Below are 16,332 nucleotides of genomic sequence, written 5' to 3' on the forward strand. Positions count from 1 at the left end.
CATGCAGCACCTCGATCTCAAAGAGGCACTGGAGGCGCACTACGGTGCGGTGTTGGCGGAACCTCCTACGCTGTGCCAGGACGCCTTGATGGTCTCGCTCGACAACGGCGTTCTGCTCGAACTGCGTTACCCCGCTCGGTCGGAATATGCGATCGCGTGGCGGTGGGGCGATGCGCAATTACGCATCGACACCGCACCGCTGCATCGCACGCTCACCACCTTCCCTAACCATCTGCACGATGCTTCGGAGGTGCTGCGCGAAGATCCCTTGACCAACCCGAACGCGGAACCCTGGGCCAACGTACGCGCCGTGATTGATGCCGTGCTGGTCGACCCGCTGCTACAGGCATAAACAAACGGCGCTCACCAGGAGCGCCGCCATGCCTGCCCGATCGCAAGTCCTTACGTTGCCTTCGACGTCATGTAATCCACCCCAGCCTTCACGTCTTCATCGCCGAGCGATGCGTTGCCGCCTTTTGCGGGCATCGTACCCTTGCTGCCCGAGAAGCCGTGCAGCGCATGGTCGTAGAGGGTGTCCTTGCCCTGCGCGATACGAGGGGCCCAATCGTCCTTCGATTTGAACATCGGTGCGCCGCCGGCACCGGTGCTGTGACACATGGCGCAAGTGGACTTGTAGACCTTCTCCCCTTTCTCGACATCGCCTGCGCTGGCCTGGGTTGCCTGCGGCGCAGCGGGCGCTGCAGCCACAGTTGCGGGAGCCGCAGTGGCGGAGGCAGCGGAAGCAGCCTCCTCATTCTTGCTGCATGCCGTCAGCAAGGTGAACCCCACCAGGGCAGCAATGGTTATAGGTCGAATGAGCACGTCGATACCTCGAATCAAAAGGAGTGAGAACAGTGGCCCAAATAGGCCATGACCATGATAAGAATGAATACCGACTCAGGCCTTGACGCCAATCAGCGCAAGGCTTTGTGGGGCGTTGTAACGTGTCAACTCCCCTACGGCGGTCATGGAAATACCGGCGGGATATTGCTGCACCTGGCACCTTCCTGACGCGCACGGGATCCGGTCTGGGCATGCCATCGCCACAGACGGTCACGGCGCCGCGCACGTCGTCATCATTGGCGTATCGCGAGCCGTGGGGCAAGGCAGCGTGTTTGGCGCAGAGGCTTCGATGCATCGTGTTCTCTGATGCAGGCCAAGGCTTCGTTCCTACGTCTGCACGACACGCTCGGGCCGGGCCGGTGATGGTGCACGTGCGGGACTGCCGATCCCGGCAGGCTCTGCGTGGGCGACTACACCGCCGATGCGGCATTCCGCAGCGAATTTCATCGCTGGCCTGCACAGCTTTGGGAAGAGAAGGACGCGCAGATCGACGCCATGCTGGCGCGCGTGCCGCAGAAGATCCAATGAGGCGATTTGCTCCGTCGCAGTTGTCAACCTGTGGCTGACCGCACGGAGAGACGCCGCCCCCCGCATCCTGCGAGGGGCTGGCAATGCAGGGTCAGAACCCGAGGCTTTCCAGCAGGTCGTCGACCTGTTCCTGGTTCGCGACCACGTCCGGATGGTCCGGATTGATCTGCGGGCCGTTGAGCAGCGTCGTCGCAACTTGCGCGGCTTCCACGCGCAGGTGTTCCGGCGCGTTGTCGAGCAGGATGCCCACGAGCTGGCTTTCGATGAGCTGAACGACGTCCAGCACCTTCTTGATCACCTGGCCGGTCAAGTCCTGGAAGTCCTGCGCCATCAGGATCTCCATGAGCTGCTGGTTCGTGTCGCGCGTCTTTTCCGGAACGCTGCGCAGGAAGCCGTTGGTCTGCCCGACCAGCTCGCGGATCTCGTCGTCGCCCAGTTGGCGATCCATCCACGACTGCCAGCGGTTGACCAGCGCCTCGGCGTCGGACTCCAGCGCATCTTGCACGGGGCGCGCCGCGTCAATGGCGTTGAGCACGCGGGTGGCCGCCTGCTCGGTCATGTTGGCGATGTAGTTCAGGCGGTCGCGCGCGTCGGGAATAGCCGAAGCGGCCTTCTCCACGCCCTTGTCCAGACCCAGCTCACGCATGCTCTCACGCAGCATGCGCGTGAGGTGGCCGATGCGTTGGAGCATTTCCGGCATATCACCGTGGTCCACGCCTTCTACGGCAGGCGCCTGGGCGCCATCATGCATCTCGCTCATCACGCCCCCTTTTCGAGCTTCTCGAAAATCTTGCCCAGCTTTTCGTCCAGCGTGGCAGCCGTAAAGGGCTTGACCACGTAGCCGTTGGCACCTGCCTGGGCAGCGGCGATGATGTTTTCCTTCTTGGCTTCGGCCGTCACCATCAGCACCGGCATCTTGCTGATGACAGGGTTGGCGTCGCCACGGATGCTCTGCAGCATCTGCAGACCATCCATGTTGGGCATGTTCCAGTCCGAGATCACGAAATCGAACCGGCCTTCCTTGACCTTGGCCAGGCCGGCGGCGCCGTCTTCGGCCTCGTCGACGTTGGCATAACCGAGTTCCTTGAGCAGGTTACGCACGATCCGGCGCATCGTCGGGAAATCGTCGACGACGAGGAATCGGTACTGGCTCTTGTCCATGGACACAATCTCCGCAAACTTACTGAATTGGGGGGTTTCGGGCTTCCTTGGCAATCTTATCGGCGCCTGGGGCCGATTCTTGAGCGCTGGAATAGTTTGGGGCGCCTGACTGCTGCGCCCCGCAACCAATGTACCCACAAAGTGCAGCGTTACACCCGCGTCACACGGCCATGGGCCGACAGCTTGGCCAGCACGTGCGGGCCGATCTGCGACAGCGGCAGGACTTCGTGCACACCGCCGTGGGCCACGGCCTCTTTGGGCATGCCGTAGACCACACAGGACGCCTCGTCCTGGGCAACGTTATAGGCACCCGCGTTGCGCATTTCCAGCATGCCGACCGCCCCGTCCTTGCCCATGCCGGTGAGGATGACGCCCAGGGCGTTGGCCCCTGCGTTGCGCGCGGCGGAGCGGAACAGCACATCCACCGCCGGGCGATGGCGGTTGACCGGCGGCCCCTGATCCAGCTCGGTGACGTAATTGGCGCCGCTGCGGCCGAGCGACAGGTGCATGTCGCCCGGGGCAATGTAGGCGTGGCCGGGCAGCACACGCTCGCCGTGCATGGCTTCTTTCACGCGGATGCGGCACAGGCCGTCCAGCCGCTTGGCGAACGACGTGGTGAAACCCGCCGGCATGTGCTGCACGATCAGGATGCCGGGGCAATCGGGCGGCATTTCCAGCAGGAAATCCTTGATGGCCTCGGTGCCGCCGGTGGAAGCGCCCACGATGATGAGCTTTTCCGTCGACGAGAAATGGGTACGCGCAGGTGCAGAGGTTGCCGGTGCGTGCTCCGCGCGAACGGGTGCGCCGGGCGCCGATGCGGTTGCTGACCCGGGGGTCGCGGCCACCGCAACCGGTGCAGCAGCGCGCGGACGCAGCTTTGCCCGGGCCGCAGTGCGGATCTTGTCGGCAATCTGGTCGGCGTATTCGTTCATGCCGTCGCGCATGCCCAGCTTGGGCTTGGCGACAAAATCCACCGCGCCCAGCTCCAGCGCGCGCAGCGTGGCTTCAGAGCCGCGCTCCGTCAGCGAAGAGATCATGACCACCGGCGTCGGGCGCAGGCGCATGAGTTTTTCCAGGAAGTCGAGGCCGTCCATCTTCGGCATTTCGACGTCCAGCGTGAGCACGTCCGGATTGGTCTGCTTGATGAGGTCGCGCGCGATGATCGGATCGGGCGCCACACCCACCACTTCCATGTCCGGCTGGCTGTTGATGATCTCCTTCAGGATGCTGCGGATCAGTGCGGAATCGTCGATGCACAGCACCTGAATCTTGCGTTTGTCGTTCATGTTCGGGAAGCAAGTCTTCTGAATGTTGAGACCGTTGTAAAACGAAGCGAAGCGGTTCTGATGGGTCAGCGCCGACGCAGACAGTACAAGTCGTACGGCAAGGCGGTGCTGGGTCGTCAGAATCGTTTTTCAGCGGTCTCCTAGGTAAACAGTTGCAGGCGCGAGGCTGGCTTCGTCGTGATGGACTTCGACAGCTTGCTGGCGTATTGCGCCTCGCTGTCCAGCTCGGCCACCGAGTTTTGCGAGCGCAGCTTGCGCACCATGATCTGACCGGTGGACGGTACGAAATACACCTTGCGCGGGTGCACGTCAAAGAGATCTTTGGCGGCCACCGTCAGGCCTTCGTTGCGCAGGAATTCGAGCACGAACTTGCCGTTGCGCTCACCCACATCAAGCGTGCTCATGCCAGCCAGCACGGCGGCGCCGCCAAATACCTTGATCTCCAGGCGCTCACGCTTGGCGCCCGCCTTGTAGAGCTGGTTGAGCAGGACTTCCATGGCGTGCGTGCCATAGCGCATGGAGGGCGACAGGATCGATTCCCCCTCGTTGCGCGAGGGCAGCATGAAGTGGTTCATGCCGCCAATGCCGAGGGTCTTGTCGCGCACGCAGGCGGACACGCACGAGCCGAGCACCGTGACCAGCATCAGGTCTTCGGTGGTGACGGAATACTCGCCGGGCAGCACTTTCATGGCGCGACGGCCAAAGGTGGTGTCGTAATAAGCGTGGGTGCTGGCCGCCGATTGCGCGAGCGTGGCCATGGCGCCAGCGCTCATGCCGCTGTTCATGCCGCTATCGCTGCGCACGGCGTCCGTGGCCGACTGCGGCGTCGCGCGTTTGCCGAATTCGATCATCGTGCCCCCATCTTGGCCCGCAGTTCGGGCGCGATTTCGTACACGGTCTTGCCGCGCAGCGACCACGCCTTGGTGACCTGCAGGAAGCTCTCCGAATGGCCGGCAAACAGCAGGCCATCGGGTTTCATCACGTCGATGAAATGCTCAAGAATCTTGGCCTGCGTGGGCTTGTCGAAATAGATCATCACGTTGCGGCAGAAGATCACGTCGAACTTCTGCTGCAGCGGCCAATCGCGGTCGAGCAGGTTGATCTGGCGGAAATCGATCATGGCCTGCAGCTCGGGCCGCACGCGGGCATAGCCCTCCTGCTTGCCGGTGCCGCGCAGGAAATACTTCTTCAGGCGCTCGGGCGACAGGGCCGCGACACGCTCCATCGGATAGATGCCGGCACGGGCACGCGCCAGCGCGTTGGTGTCCACATCCGAGGCAACTACGCTCACCTGGCTGGGCGACATCGAGCCGAAGGCTTCAGCCAGCGTGATGGCGATCGAGTACGGCTCTTCGCCCGTCGACGACGCCGAGCACCACACGGTGAACGGCGTGCGCTTGGCCTTGGCGTGCTCGTGCAGGATCGGGAAGTGATGCTGCTCGCGGAAGAACGCGGTCAGGTTGGTGGTCAGTGCGTTGGTAAAGGCTTCCCACTCGTCAGGCAGGTGGCCTTTTTCCAGCGCATCCAGATAATCGCGGAACGAGCCGAGGTTGACCACGCGCAGGCGGCGGGCCAGGCGGCTGTAGACCATTTCACTCTTGCGATCGGACAGCGAAATACCGACGCGGCGGTAGATCAAGTCGCGGATGCGGCCGAAATCTTCGGCGGTGAATGAAAACTCGCGCGACGCGAGCGTCGGCGAAACGGGCGCCAAATTTTGTGCTGCCATGGATAACTAACCCCGTGTTTGGCGAGTCTTGATGCCCGCTTTCAGTCGTTGGCGGGCACCGTTACCGCGGGCCGCGCCAAATTTGCTGTTGGCGAGGCTGGCGTCAGAAGGTGCTCCAGTCATCTTCATCGGCAGAACCCGAGGCCAGCTTGAGGGTCGGGGCGACGACGGCCTCAGAAACGGCGGCCGAAACCGCAGCCGCAGCCACCGGTGCAACCGGCGCATGTGCTCCCTGGGGCGCTTTTTCTGCTTGCGCGGCGGCGGGAACCTGTTCCGGTGCAGCCTCCGGCATCGCTACCGGCTTGGTCGCCTTGCGCGAAGCCAAGGCGCGCGCTACGGAAGGCACCACTTCGGTCTTTTCGGGGCGGACCTCGCTGCGGACGGCCGGCGCCGGAACGGCAGCCTGCGCCACTACGGCCAGTTCGGCCGAGGCATCGGTGCGGAACGTCGCCACGGCATTGCGCAGCAGTTGCGCCTGTTCTTCCAGCGACAAAGCGGCAGCGGCGGCTTGCTCCACCAGCGCGGCGTTCTGCTGCGTGACCTCGTCCATCTGGTTCACGGCCTGGTTGACCTGTTCGATACCGGAGCTTTGCTCGTCCGACGCGGCGGAAATCTCGCCCATGATGTCGGTCACGCGGCGCACGGCCACCACCACTTCTTCGATCACCGTGCCGGCTTCGGCCACCAGGGCCGACCCGTTGCGCACACGGCCCACCGAATCGCCGATCAGCTCCTTGATCTCCTTGGCCGCCGTGGCCGAGCGTTGCGCAAGGCTGCGCACCTCGCCCGCCACCACGGCAAAGCCGCGGCCCTGCTCGCCCGCGCGCGCGGCTTCCACCGCTGCATTCAGGGCGAGGATATTGGTCTGGAAGGCAATGCCCTCGATTACGCCGATGATGTCGGCGATCTTCTTGCTGCTGGCGTTGATGCCAGCCATGGTTTCGACCACGCGGCCAACCACTTCACCGCCCTTGACGGCGATGTCCGACGCGCTGCCCGCCAGTTGGCTGGCCTGGCGCGCGTTGTCGGCGTTCTGCTTCACGATGCTGGTGAGTTCTTCCATGCTGGAGGCAGTTTCCTCCAGCGACGAAGCCTGCTCTTCCGTGCGCTGAGACAGGTCGGCATTGCCGGCGGCGATCTGCTTGGTAGCGCTGGCGATAGAGTCAGCCGAACTCTTGATATTCGTGATCGTGCCGGTCAGTTGCTGCTGCATCTGCGCCATGGCGAAGAGCATGCTGTCACGGTCGCCGGGGCGGGTCTGCACGTGCACGGCCAGGTCGCCGGCGGCAATGCGGCGAGCAATATCGGCCGCGTACGATGGCTCGCCGCCCAACTGGCGCGACAGCCGGCGTGCAATGACCAGACCGAGCACGATGCCGAGCAGCGCACCCGCGCAGGCCATCACGATCATCACCAGGCGCGAGCGGTGTGCGTCGTCGCGGGCCTTGACGGTCGATGAGGCAGAGACCTCCTCCACACGCTTGACCATCTTGTCGAGCGTCTTTTCAAACGCAGCGGTATCGTCCAGCAGGCCGACGTTTTCGGCCGTGACGCGGCTGTCGAACTGGGTCGGGTCCAAACCCTGTTTGTCCATCAGCGCCACGAAGTCGGTCATGCGCTTGCCCCAGACGGGGTAGATCGCATCGACTTCGCGGATCATCTTCTTGCCTTCGTCCGACGTGAACAGCGGGCGCACGTTCTCCACACCGTCTTTCAGGTGCTGCATGCTGTCGGCAATCTGCGTGCTGAGTGTCTTGCGCTCAGTGAGCGTGGTGGCAATCAGCAGCGCCGTCTGCGCACGGCTGGCATGCGCCAGGCTGTTGGCCGCGCTGCCCATCTGCGTGATGGCGCGCATCTGCTTTTGCGCCAGCTCTTCGCTCGCTTTGGTCAGCTGCGTAATCGTATAGATGCCCAGACCGCCGATGGCAGCACCCATGGCCGCCACAATCAGGAATCCGCCCGTCAGCACCGTGGACACCGGCAAGCGCTTGATCCAACCCATCATCTGTCTACCCCTCATTTTTTATATGCCCCTCTAACCGCTATCGGTTGCAAGGGGACGGCTCTTTAGAACCGCCGTGGGGTCATGCCACTTCAGTGGGGGGTCACCCCGGCTTCAGCAGGCACTAGCCCAGGCAAAAAAAAACCTGCCCCGGAGGGCAGGCTGCACACCACAAACACACACGAGAGAGCTTTCGCGAGCAGCGAAGATCCCGTGCATACATGGTCAAAAGGTCTCCCAGTCGCTATCGTCGCCGCCTGCGGCAACGAGCTTGGGTACGGGCAACTTGGGCGCTGACGCAGCCGCTTTGCTCACGGCAGCGGCGGCGGTGCGCTCGCGTTGTTGTTCTTTGGCGGAGGCCGGGGCTGCAGTTGCAGCGGCGGTCTTCGCGGTGGGTTCAGCGGTGGTGCGTGCTGCAGCCGTCGGCTGGGCTGCACGGCGCGGCACGGCCTTGGCTTTGTGCGCCGGCTTGGCAGCCGCGCTCGCGGCCACCGGCACCGTCGACATTGCGTTTGCCTGTGTGCCAGCCAGCGTCCGGAACGCCGCCACAGCTTGGCGCAGCCCGCTCGCCTGTTCCTGCAGGGACATGGCAGCGGCAGCGGCTTGCTCCACCAGCGCAGCGTTCTGCTGCGTGCCTTCGTCCATCTGCGTGACGGCCTGGTTGATCTGCTCGATGCCCGCGCTTTGTTCGTCCGATGCGGAGCTGATCTCGCCCATGATGTCGGTCACGCGTTTCACGGCCACCACCACTTCATCGATAACGCTGCCCGCTTCGGCCACCAGCGTGGTGCCGTTTTCAACGCGGCCAACCGAATCGCTGATCAGCTCTTTGATTTCCTTGGCTGCCGTGGCCGAGCGCTGCGCCAGGCTGCGCACCTCGCCCGCCACCACTGCAAAACCGCGGCCCTGCTCGCCTGCGCGCGCGGCTTCCACCGCAGCATTCAGCGCCAGGATGTTCGTCTGGAAGGCAATGCCTTCGATCACGCCGATGATGTCGGCGATCTTCTTGCTGCTGTCGTTGATGCCGGCCATGGTGTCCACCACCCGGCCAACCACTTCGCCACCCTTGACGGCAATGTCCGAGGCGTTGCCCGCCAGCGTGCTCGCCTGGCGCGCGTTGTCGGCGTTCTGGCGCACGATGCTCGTCAGCTCTTCCATGCTCGACGCGGTTTCTTCCAGCGCCGAAGCCTGCTGCTCGGTGCGCTGCGACAGATCGGCATTGCCGGCAGCAATCTGCTGCGTGGCACTGGCAATCGAGTCGGAACCCGAGCGCACCTGCCCCACCATCTTCTGCAGGCTTTCCTGCATGCGTTGCAGTGCGTGCAGCAGGCGCCCGGTTTCATCGGCGCGGTCCACCTGAATGGTGTGCGTGAGGTCGCCCTGCGTGATGTGCTCGGCCTGTTCAATGGCGCGCATCAGCGGCAGCGTGATCGAACGGCGCAGCGCCCACGTCAGCAGCCCGCCCACCAGAATGCCGCCCAGCAGCAGGCCGGTGGTGAGGGCGCTCAGATTGCGATGTTCGGCCTGGCTGGCTTCGTAGCCGGCTTTAGCCGCGTCCATCTGCAGGCGGTTGAGCGCAGTGACCTTGTCGCCAAGGGGGCGGTACAGCGCAGGCATGACGTCCATGACCGTCTTGTTGATGCGCGCTTCATCGTGCGCCTGCACGGCTTGCATCAGCACCTGTGCGCCGTCACGCAGGAAAACGTCGCGCAGGCCCTGAGCCTCGTCGGCCAGCTTGCGTTCGTCTGCCGTGGTGGGCAGCGCGCGGTAGCGCTTCCAGGCGGCGTCGGACTTGTCGAGGAACATCTTGGCGCGCTCGACCGTCTTTTCCGTGCCGGGCGCGTTGGGCGCCATGGCGGCACGGTCGAGCACGATGCGGAAGCTCAGCAGGTTGGAATCGGATTCAGCCAATGCCACGGTGCCCGCAAGCTGCACGGCATAGCCGTCCTGCACGCGGGTGTTGGCGTGTCGCATGCCGATCAGGCCCGTCACGCCCACGATGACGGCGAGCACACCAATGCCCGCCATCATCAGCCCCAAACGGAGCCGGATGGTCATTTTGCTGAACATGCTTCCCTCCCCTAACGGCGCCGCACCTGTTGTTACGGTGTCTTGTCGCCCGGCGGGCCCCTTCGGCCCCGCCTCAATCGCTATGGGCACGTACGCCGCGCCCCAGCCGGATTCATGTCGTGATCAGGCTGCTTCGGCTTCGTCGCACAGTGCCATGTCGGCCGACATCAGCAGGCGCTCGATGTCCACCAGGATCAGCATGCGCTCGTCGATCGAGCCCAGGCCACGGATGTATTCCGTGTCCAGCGCGCCCGAGAACTCCGGCGCCGGCTTGATCTGCTGGCTCTGCAGCGTCAGCACGTCCGACACACCATCCACGACGATGCCGACCACGCGGTCCATCAGGTTCAGGATGATGACGACGGTGTACTGGTTGTACTCGACGCGATCGAGCTGGAACTTGATGCGCAGATCAACGATCGGCACGATGATGCCGCGCAGGTTGATCACACCCTTGATGAAATCGGGTGCATTGGCAATGCGCGTGACGGTCTCGTAGCCGCGGATCTCCTGCACCTTCAGGATGTCGATGCCGTACTCTTCTTGACCCAGCGTGAAGGCCAGGTACTCCTCCCCGCCGGTGTCTTCGCCGATCGCGTGTTTCTTGACTTCCATTGCGGCTCCCCTCGGCCCCGTCGGGCCACTAGATTGAATTCGTTGTGGTGGTTGATAGCACCCTGTCAGGCGTGAACGCTTATGCCGCAGCCATCGCCTCGGTCGAAAAACGACCGCCCTGTGCTTCGCCCATCTCGTGCTTTTCGGCAGTAACGGCACGCGCCGCGTTTTCTGAATGGCCCGAGCGCGTCTCGCGCATCAGGGCCGACACGTCGACGATCAGCGCCACGCTGCCATCGCCCAGGATGGTCGCGCCCGAAATGCCGGGCACGCGGCGGTAGTTGGTCTCCAGGTTCTTGACCACCACCTGCTGCTGACCGACCAGCTCGTCGATCTGCAGCGCAATCTTCTTGCCTTCCGAATCCAGGATCACGACGATGCCTTCCGACGGATCGGGCAGCGACGGCGTGATGCGGAAGCGTTCGTACATCGGCACCAGCGTCAGGTATTCGTTGCGCACCTTGAGCAGGCGACCGCCGCCCGGCACGGCCTTGATGTCTTCCGGACGCGGTTGCAGCGATTCGGCCACGCACGACAGCGGGAGAATGAACACCTCTTCCCCGGTCTTGACCGACATGCCGTCCAGAATCGCCAGCGTGAGCGGCAACACGATACGGATCGTCGTGCCCTTGCCCTTCTGCGACTGGATCTCGACGTAGCCGCCCATCGACTGGATGTTCTGCTTGACCACGTCCATGCCCACGCCGCGGCCCGACACGTCCGTCACCTGGTCGGCCGTAGAGAAGCCCGGCGCGAAGATGAGCTGGTTGATCTCGTCGTCGGTCATGTTGTCCGACACGGGCAGGCCGCGCTCGCGCGCCTTCTTGAGGATCTTGTCGCGGTTCAGGCCCTGGCCGTCGTCGCTCACTTCGATAACGATGTTGCCGCCCTGGTGGGCAGCGGAAAGCAGCAGTTGGCCGGTGGCGTCCTTGCCGGCGGCCACGCGGGCTTCGGGCAGTTCGATGCCGTGGTCCAGGCTGTTGCGCACCAGGTGCGTGAGCGGATCGATGATGCGCTCGATCAGGCCCTTGTCCAGTTCGGTCGACTTGCCGAACGTCGACAGCTCGACCTGCTTGCCCAGCTTGTGCGCCAGGTCGCGCACCAGGCGCGGGAAGCGGTTGAACACGTAATCCATCGGCATCATGCGGATGGACATGGCGGCCTCTTGCAGGTCGCGCGCATTGCGCGTGAGCTGCGACAGGCCGGCAAACAGGCGCTCGTTGAGGACCGGGTCGAAGGCCTGCGCAGTTTGCGCCAGCATGGCCTGCGTGATGACGAGTTCGCCCACCAGATTGATAAGCTGGTCGACCTTTTCCACGCCAACGCGGATCGACGTTTCAGCAGCCACGACCGGCTTGTGGTCGGCAGCGGCCGGGCGTGCCGGCGCCGGGGCGGCCGCAGCGGCAGCCGCCTGAGCCGGCGCAGCTTCGTTGGCAGCCGGGGCGTGCACTTCCGTCTGTGCGGCAGCGGGCGTCGGTGCGGCGACAACCGTCGCGCTGGCTTCGGCCACGGCCGGTGCCGCGCCACCCACGTGCGGCGTGATGACGATCTGGTCGGCATCGATGATGAAGCAGCTCACCGCGATGATGTCGTCGGCGGTGCAGGTGGTCTGCAGCACGATGTCGCTGTTGCGGCCGGTGCGCGCGTGGCGCAGCACGGTGCCCAGATGCTTGAGTTCGGTGACGATCAGCTCGCAGTCTTCATTCGAGACGTTGATCAGCTTGATGTCCAGGCCGCCGTCGATGTCGCCCACCGCTTCGGCCGCAGGCGCTTGGACCACCACCGGCTCGGGTTCGGGCGCGACCACCGGTTCGGGCGTCGCCACCACGGGCGCCGCAGCCACCGGCGCGGCGGCAACAGGGGCGCCTTCCTCGGCGGTCAGGCTGTTGAGCTTGGCCACCATGTATTCGAGCGTGGCCGTATCGATTGGGTGCTCTTGCCGGTAGGCATCAAGTTGGCTTTTCAACACGTCTTTCGTTTCCAGGAAGGCATCCACCATGTTTTCGCGCAGCTGCAGGGTACCGGTGCGAGCGCGGTCCAGAATCGACTCCGCCACATGCGTGAGTTCCGTCATGTGAGTGAAACCGAAGGTCGCAGCACCACCCTTGATGGAGTGCGCGCAGCGGAAGATGGCGTTCAGATCATCAGAAGAAGGGTTGGCGACATCGAGGTTGAGCAGCAGCCGCTCCATGTCGACGAGCAGCTCTTCCGCCTCTTCGAAGAAGGCGCCGAAAAACTGGCTAAGGTCGAGGTTCATATCTGTCTTCTCGGTCGTTTAATGCGTCGATGCAGACCCATGGGTCTGCGCATGCCATTCGAGCAACTGCATCACCGAATCCGTCAGCCCATCCGGGTCGAACGGCTTGGGCAGAAAGCCCGTCGCGCCGGCAGCGCGTGCCTGGTCGCGGATGGTGCTGTCAGCCTCGGTGGTCAGCATGAGGATCGGGGTGTCGGCGTAGGCCGGCAGTGTGCGCAGCGCGCGAATGAGGGTCAGGCCGTCCATCGACGGCATCACCTGATCGGTAATCACAAGGTGGTGGCTGCCCTGGGCGAGCGTGCGTGCGGCTTCCAGCGCAGCGGTGCCGTCGCCGGCTTCCGTCACGACAAAGCCGCACTCGCGCAGGCACGTGGCAATCATGCGGCGGATCGACGTGGAATCGTCCACCACCAGGATGTGTTTCTCGCTCATCGACTGTTTCTCCCCTCGGCGCTCTTTATGGCTTGGCCGCGCTCACCGCATCCGCCACACCCGTGGCACGTGCGGCGGCGTCGGTCAACGTGTCTTTGCCGTCATTGCGCAGGTCGGCCACCGGCTCGACCCCACCCGAGCGCACGGCTTCAGCGGCGCGTGCGTTGAGCACAACGATGCTGATGCGGCGGTTGATCGGGTTGTAGATATTCGTCTTGTCCAGCGGCACCGATGCCTCCAGGCCCACCACGCGGCTGACCTTCTCGGGCTTCATGCCGCCCGCCACCAGCTCGCGTCGCGATGCGTTTGCGCGGTCGGCCGACAGTTCCCAGTTGCTGTAGCCGTGCTGTGTGGCGTACTGCGTGGCGTCGGTGTGGCCCGACAGGCTGATCGGGTTGGGCACGTCGTTCAGCGCCGAGCCCAGCTCGCGCAGAATGGTGCGCATGTACGGCTGCACCTCGGCACTGGCGTTGGCGAACATCGGGCGATTCTGCTGATCGACGATCTGGATGCGCAGGCCTTCGGTGGTCATGTCGATCAGCAACTGGTGCTTGAACTGGCTCATCACCGGGTTCGTCTCGACCATCTCGGCAATCTTCTGCTTGAGCTTGTTCAGCGCCGCATCGTCCGACTCATCGCGGATGTTGCGCTGGCGCTGCACGGTCGGGCTCGGGCTCGGATTCGGCTGCGGCACGTTCTGCTTGAGGGAAGGGCTACCCTGCAGGATGCTCGACTGGTCGCCCGAACCGGCGCCGCCAAACAGCGCCACCTTCAGCGGCGTGCGGAAATACGTTTCGACCGACGACAGTTCTGCCTTGGTCACCGAGCTGAGCAGCCACATCAGCAGGAAGAACGCCATCATGGCGGTCACGAAATCGGCGTAGGCGATCTTCCACGCGCCACCGTGGTGGCCGTGTCCGCTTTTCTTGTTGCGCCGAATGACAATGAAGGTCGGCGTGCTGGACTTGCTCATGGTCCGTTCCCGTCGGTTTGTGCTGCGTTGTTAGTGGCTTGGCTCGTTGGCCACGCTCTGTGTCATATGGGGTTCAGCGCTACGCTGTCTTGGCGCCACGGACGTGGTCTTCCAGCTCGGCAAAAGACGGGCGCTCGGTTGAGAACAGCACCTTGCGGCCGAATTCCACGGCAATGGCCGGGGCGTAGCCGTTCATGCTGGCCAGCAGCGTCACCTTGATGCACTGGAACAACTTGGTCGATTCTTCGGCGCGCTGCTCCAGCAGCGACCCCAGCGGCCCGATGAAACCGTACGCCAGCAAGATGCCGAGGAACGTACCGACCAGCGCCGAGGCGATCAGCTTGCCCAGCTCTGCCGGCGGCAGGCCGACCGAGCCCATGGTGTGCACCACGCCCATCACGGCGGCCACGATGCCGAAGGCCGGCATGGCGTCGCCCACTTTGGTGATGATGCGGGCCGGTTGTTCGGCTTCGTGGTGGTGGGTGTCGATTTCCTGATCCATCAGCGCTTCGATCTGGAACGGATTCAGGTTGCCGCCCACCATCAGGCGCAGGTAATCGCAGATGAAATCCAGCGCGTGGTGATCTGCCTGGATAGCGGGGTAATTGGCGAACAGCGTGCTTTCGTGCGGGTTCTCGATGTCGGCTTCGATCGACATCATCCCTTCGCGGCGGATCTTGGACAGCACCACATACAGCAGCGCCATCACTTCCATATAGAGGGCCTTGGTGTATTTCGAGCCCTTGAACAGGCCAGGCAGGGCCTTGACGGTGGCGTTGATGGCCTTTTTGTCGTTGCCGACCACGAAGGCGCCAATGCCGGCGCCGAAGATGATCAGCAGTTCGGTCGGCTGGAACAAGGGCCCAAGGTGTCCTCCGGCCAGCATGTAGCCGCCGAACACCGAGGCGAGAATCACGATGTAACCGATGGCAACTAACACGGGGCGAACTCCTGAATGGGCGATCCTTCGATCAATACAAGGAGGAATATCGGCATCCCCCCGGTTAACTGAAGGCTTGAGCGCCGAGTTTTGCTGCTGCGCGGTGCTTGGAAAACCCTGCCGCCGCGCCCTTCTTCACAAAGAACGGCAACAAAACGGGCGGCTTGAGCACCACCCGGCCCAAAGTAGGCTTCCCCCTAGGCCGATCCAAAGAAAAAGGGACGGAAATCGCTTTCCGTCCCCACTTTTCGCCTGTCTTTCTGCGCGCGGCGGCAAAAAAAATGCCGGTCCGCAGTTGCCTGCGACCGGCCTACCCCCTTCCCCTTTTGTCCTGCCTGAGCCCCTGTGCTTTTCCTGCTCTGTGTTCCTTGCTCTTTTGTTCTTTGTATTGTTATTTGCCGATCTGGCCGGCTATTCCCGTATTTCCCGTACTGCTACCCGTATTTCCCGTCCGCCCTTTTTTGCCCATCCCCCGGCGGTTCTGCAAGTCCCGTATTCCCGTTTTCCTGCAATGCCGTTATCAGGCGTCGACCGTCTTTTCTGCGATCGCATCAACCGGAGCAGCGACGCGCTTTTTCTTTCCTGCGCGTGACGGCGGCTGGCATACACCGCACACGAAATCATGGTGCAGGTCGTCTGCGTGGGCCACGAAATGGCCGGTGCAGCGCTTGCACTTCACGGTGTGCAGCATTTTCCCCTCGAAGAACTTCAGCATCATCCACGCACGGGTGATCGAGAGCACCTCTTCCTGTTCGTGAACGTGAATATGTTCCTGGTACAGCTTGTAGGCCGAGATCAGGCGGCGCACACCAGTGCTGCGGCTGTTCTCACCCAGAAAACGGTAGATGTTCAGGAAGATCGACGAATGGATGTTCGGCGACCACGTCAGGAACCAGTCTGCCGAGAAGGGCAGCATGCCCTTGGGCGGCGATTCCCCACGGATTTCCTTGTACAGCTTGACCAGACGCTCACGGCTGAGCGTGGTTTCCTGTTCCAGCAGTTGCAGGCGCGCACCGAGCGAAATCAATTCCGCTGCGAGGTGGATCTGCTGAACTTCGTTCATGACGCTGGTGTGACGCATGGCACTGCTCCCGCTACGCTTGCTACTCATCCAAAGTGCAATCTCTGAACCCGGCGAAAAGGCCGCCGCAAATGGCTCAGCTGATCTGCTCAACCGCCTGACGTGCCAGCAGGATCGACATTTGCGATTGCTGCAGACCCTTGTCACGGTGCGGCTGGGTCACCAGACCCAGGATGGCGTGATCGTCGAAGCGGAAGCGGCACAGCATCATGTTCGTGCTGGCCAGCTTGACGATCTGCGCGGGCGACATCGTCAGCAGGATGTCAGCCAGTTCTTCAGAGATGCCGAGGCGAAACAGTGCGGCATCCCGATCCTTGGCCAGCATCTGCTGGGCAAGCATCAAGTAGGTGAGATTCAGTTCGCTGATCTCGGAAACAATGTCTTGCGTGTCCATGTATGTCCCGTCGTGTGCAGT

The 16,332-nt window shown here is 63.3% G+C and carries 17 protein-coding genes; 2 read left to right on the forward strand and 15 right to left on the reverse strand.

Translation table 11 applies throughout. From position 1 onward, the window contains the following. Position 1 precedes the first annotated feature (1 nt). A complete protein-coding gene (locus tag DOD19_RS23305) occupies positions 2–352 on the forward strand; it encodes a DUF6516 family protein (protein WP_112188423.1) in 351 nt (116 codons plus the stop codon). A gap of 50 nt (positions 353–402) precedes the next feature. On the opposite strand, the gene DOD19_RS23310 is transcribed toward DOD19_RS23305, so the two are convergent. Further along, positions 403–822, reverse strand: coding sequence for a c-type cytochrome (locus DOD19_RS23310; RefSeq protein ID WP_024978420.1), 420 nt, complete (start codon positions 820–822; stop codon positions 403–405). A gap of 423 nt (positions 823–1,245) precedes the next feature. Between DOD19_RS23310 and DOD19_RS28205 the strand changes: the two genes are divergently transcribed. Continuing rightward, on the forward strand, positions 1,246–1,371 hold the full coding sequence (locus DOD19_RS28205; protein WP_275426895.1) for a hypothetical protein: 126 nt from the start codon (positions 1,246–1,248) through the stop codon (positions 1,369–1,371). A gap of 91 nt (positions 1,372–1,462) precedes the next feature. On the opposite strand, the gene cheZ is transcribed toward DOD19_RS28205, so the two are convergent. From cheZ to flhD, 14 genes are all read right to left on the reverse strand, one after another. Continuing rightward, positions 1,463–2,131: a protein phosphatase CheZ gene (gene cheZ / locus DOD19_RS23315; RefSeq protein ID WP_024978419.1), complete on the reverse strand. Its 669-nt coding sequence runs from the start codon at positions 2,129–2,131 to the stop codon at positions 1,463–1,465. Further along, positions 2,131–2,532, reverse strand: coding sequence for a chemotaxis response regulator CheY (cheY, locus tag DOD19_RS23320; RefSeq protein WP_024978418.1), 402 nt, complete (start codon positions 2,530–2,532; stop codon positions 2,131–2,133). The genes cheZ and cheY overlap by 1 nt, the downstream gene beginning before the upstream one ends. 149 nt (positions 2,533–2,681) lie before the next feature. Further along, entirely contained in the window at positions 2,682–3,818 is a 1,137-nt protein-coding gene (locus tag DOD19_RS23325) for a chemotaxis response regulator protein-glutamate methylesterase (protein WP_112188425.1), read from the reverse strand. A gap of 140 nt (positions 3,819–3,958) precedes the next feature. Beyond that, positions 3,959–4,576: a chemoreceptor glutamine deamidase CheD gene (gene cheD, locus DOD19_RS23330; protein WP_037032225.1), complete on the reverse strand. Its 618-nt coding sequence runs from the start codon at positions 4,574–4,576 to the stop codon at positions 3,959–3,961. Positions 4,577–4,665: 89 nt separating this feature from the next. Then, positions 4,666–5,547, reverse strand: coding sequence for a CheR family methyltransferase (locus tag DOD19_RS23335; RefSeq protein WP_024978415.1), 882 nt, complete (start codon positions 5,545–5,547; stop codon positions 4,666–4,668). A gap of 103 nt (positions 5,548–5,650) precedes the next feature. Continuing rightward, on the reverse strand, positions 5,651–7,549 hold the full coding sequence (locus DOD19_RS23340) for a methyl-accepting chemotaxis protein (protein WP_112188944.1): 1,899 nt from the start codon (positions 7,547–7,549) through the stop codon (positions 5,651–5,653). Between the two features lie 225 nt (positions 7,550–7,774). Further along, positions 7,775–9,619 (reverse strand): methyl-accepting chemotaxis protein, encoded by a 1,845-nt coding sequence (locus tag DOD19_RS23345; RefSeq protein ID WP_112188427.1) that lies wholly within the window; start codon positions 9,617–9,619, stop codon positions 7,775–7,777. Between the two features lie 123 nt (positions 9,620–9,742). Further along, the gene (locus DOD19_RS23350) at positions 9,743–10,234 is read right to left on the reverse strand and encodes a chemotaxis protein CheW (protein ID WP_024978412.1); all 492 of its coding nucleotides are present in this window, start codon (positions 10,232–10,234) and stop codon (positions 9,743–9,745) included. 79 nt (positions 10,235–10,313) lie between these two features. Further along, positions 10,314–12,491 carry a chemotaxis protein CheA gene (gene cheA, locus DOD19_RS23355; protein ID WP_112188429.1) on the reverse strand — a complete coding sequence of 726 codons (2,178 nt, stop codon included), beginning with the start codon at positions 12,489–12,491 and terminating at the stop codon, positions 10,314–10,316. A gap of 18 nt (positions 12,492–12,509) precedes the next feature. Next, positions 12,510–12,923, reverse strand: coding sequence for a response regulator (locus DOD19_RS23360; RefSeq protein ID WP_024978410.1), 414 nt, complete (start codon positions 12,921–12,923; stop codon positions 12,510–12,512). Positions 12,924–12,948: 25 nt separating this feature from the next. Next, on the reverse strand, positions 12,949–13,896 hold the full coding sequence (motB, locus tag DOD19_RS23365) for a flagellar motor protein MotB (protein WP_024978409.1): 948 nt from the start codon (positions 13,894–13,896) through the stop codon (positions 12,949–12,951). A gap of 79 nt (positions 13,897–13,975) precedes the next feature. Continuing rightward, positions 13,976–14,836 (reverse strand): flagellar motor stator protein MotA, encoded by an 861-nt coding sequence (motA, locus tag DOD19_RS23370; protein ID WP_012430145.1) that lies wholly within the window; start codon positions 14,834–14,836, stop codon positions 13,976–13,978. 520 nt (positions 14,837–15,356) lie between these two features. Then, the gene (flhC, locus tag DOD19_RS23375; RefSeq protein ID WP_092972206.1) at positions 15,357–15,917 is read right to left on the reverse strand and encodes a flagellar transcriptional regulator FlhC; all 561 of its coding nucleotides are present in this window, start codon (positions 15,915–15,917) and stop codon (positions 15,357–15,359) included. A 76-nt stretch (positions 15,918–15,993) separates the two neighbouring features. Then, positions 15,994–16,311, reverse strand: coding sequence for a flagellar transcriptional regulator FlhD (flhD, locus tag DOD19_RS23380; RefSeq protein ID WP_004627783.1), 318 nt, complete (start codon positions 16,309–16,311; stop codon positions 15,994–15,996). Positions 16,312–16,332 lie beyond the last annotated feature (21 nt).

It is taken from the genome of Ralstonia sp. GX3-BWBA, from assembly GCF_003290055.1.
Taxonomy (GTDB): Bacteria; Pseudomonadota; Gammaproteobacteria; order Burkholderiales; family Burkholderiaceae; genus Ralstonia; species Ralstonia holmesii.

Bases quoted from the DNA above. Each gene is read 5' to 3' on its own strand.
- DOD19_RS23305 (WP_112188423.1), top strand. From the start codon at position 2: ATGCAGCACCTCGATCTCAAAGAGGCACTGGAGGCGCACTACGGTGCG.
- cheZ (WP_024978419.1), bottom strand. From the start codon at position 2,131: ATGAGCGAGATGCATGATGGCGCCCAGGCGCCTGCCGTAGAAGGCGTG.
- cheY (WP_024978418.1), bottom strand. From the start codon at position 2,532: ATGGACAAGAGCCAGTACCGATTCCTCGTCGTCGACGATTTCCCGACG.
- DOD19_RS23325 (WP_112188425.1), bottom strand. From the start codon at position 3,818: ATGAACGACAAACGCAAGATTCAGGTGCTGTGCATCGACGATTCCGCA.
- cheD (WP_037032225.1), bottom strand. From the start codon at position 4,576: ATGGCCACGCTCGCGCAATCGGCGGCCAGCACCCACGCTTATTACGAC.
- DOD19_RS23335 (WP_024978415.1), bottom strand. From the start codon at position 5,547: ATGGCAGCACAAAATTTGGCGCCCGTTTCGCCGACGCTCGCGTCGCGC.
- DOD19_RS23340 (WP_112188944.1), bottom strand. From the start codon at position 7,549: ATGGGTTGGATCAAGCGCTTGCCGGTGTCCACGGTGCTGACGGGCGGA.
- DOD19_RS23345 (WP_112188427.1), bottom strand. From the start codon at position 9,619: ATGTTCAGCAAAATGACCATCCGGCTCCGTTTGGGGCTGATGATGGCG.
- DOD19_RS23350 (WP_024978412.1), bottom strand. From the start codon at position 10,234: ATGGAAGTCAAGAAACACGCGATCGGCGAAGACACCGGCGGGGAGGAG.
- cheA (WP_112188429.1), bottom strand. From the start codon at position 12,491: ATGAACCTCGACCTTAGCCAGTTTTTCGGCGCCTTCTTCGAAGAGGCG.
- DOD19_RS23360 (WP_024978410.1), bottom strand. From the start codon at position 12,923: ATGAGCGAGAAACACATCCTGGTGGTGGACGATTCCACGTCGATCCGC.
- motB (WP_024978409.1), bottom strand. From the start codon at position 13,896: ATGAGCAAGTCCAGCACGCCGACCTTCATTGTCATTCGGCGCAACAAG.
- flhC (WP_092972206.1), bottom strand. From the start codon at position 15,917: ATGCGTCACACCAGCGTCATGAACGAAGTTCAGCAGATCCACCTCGCA.
- flhD (WP_004627783.1), bottom strand. From the start codon at position 16,311: ATGGACACGCAAGACATTGTTTCCGAGATCAGCGAACTGAATCTCACC.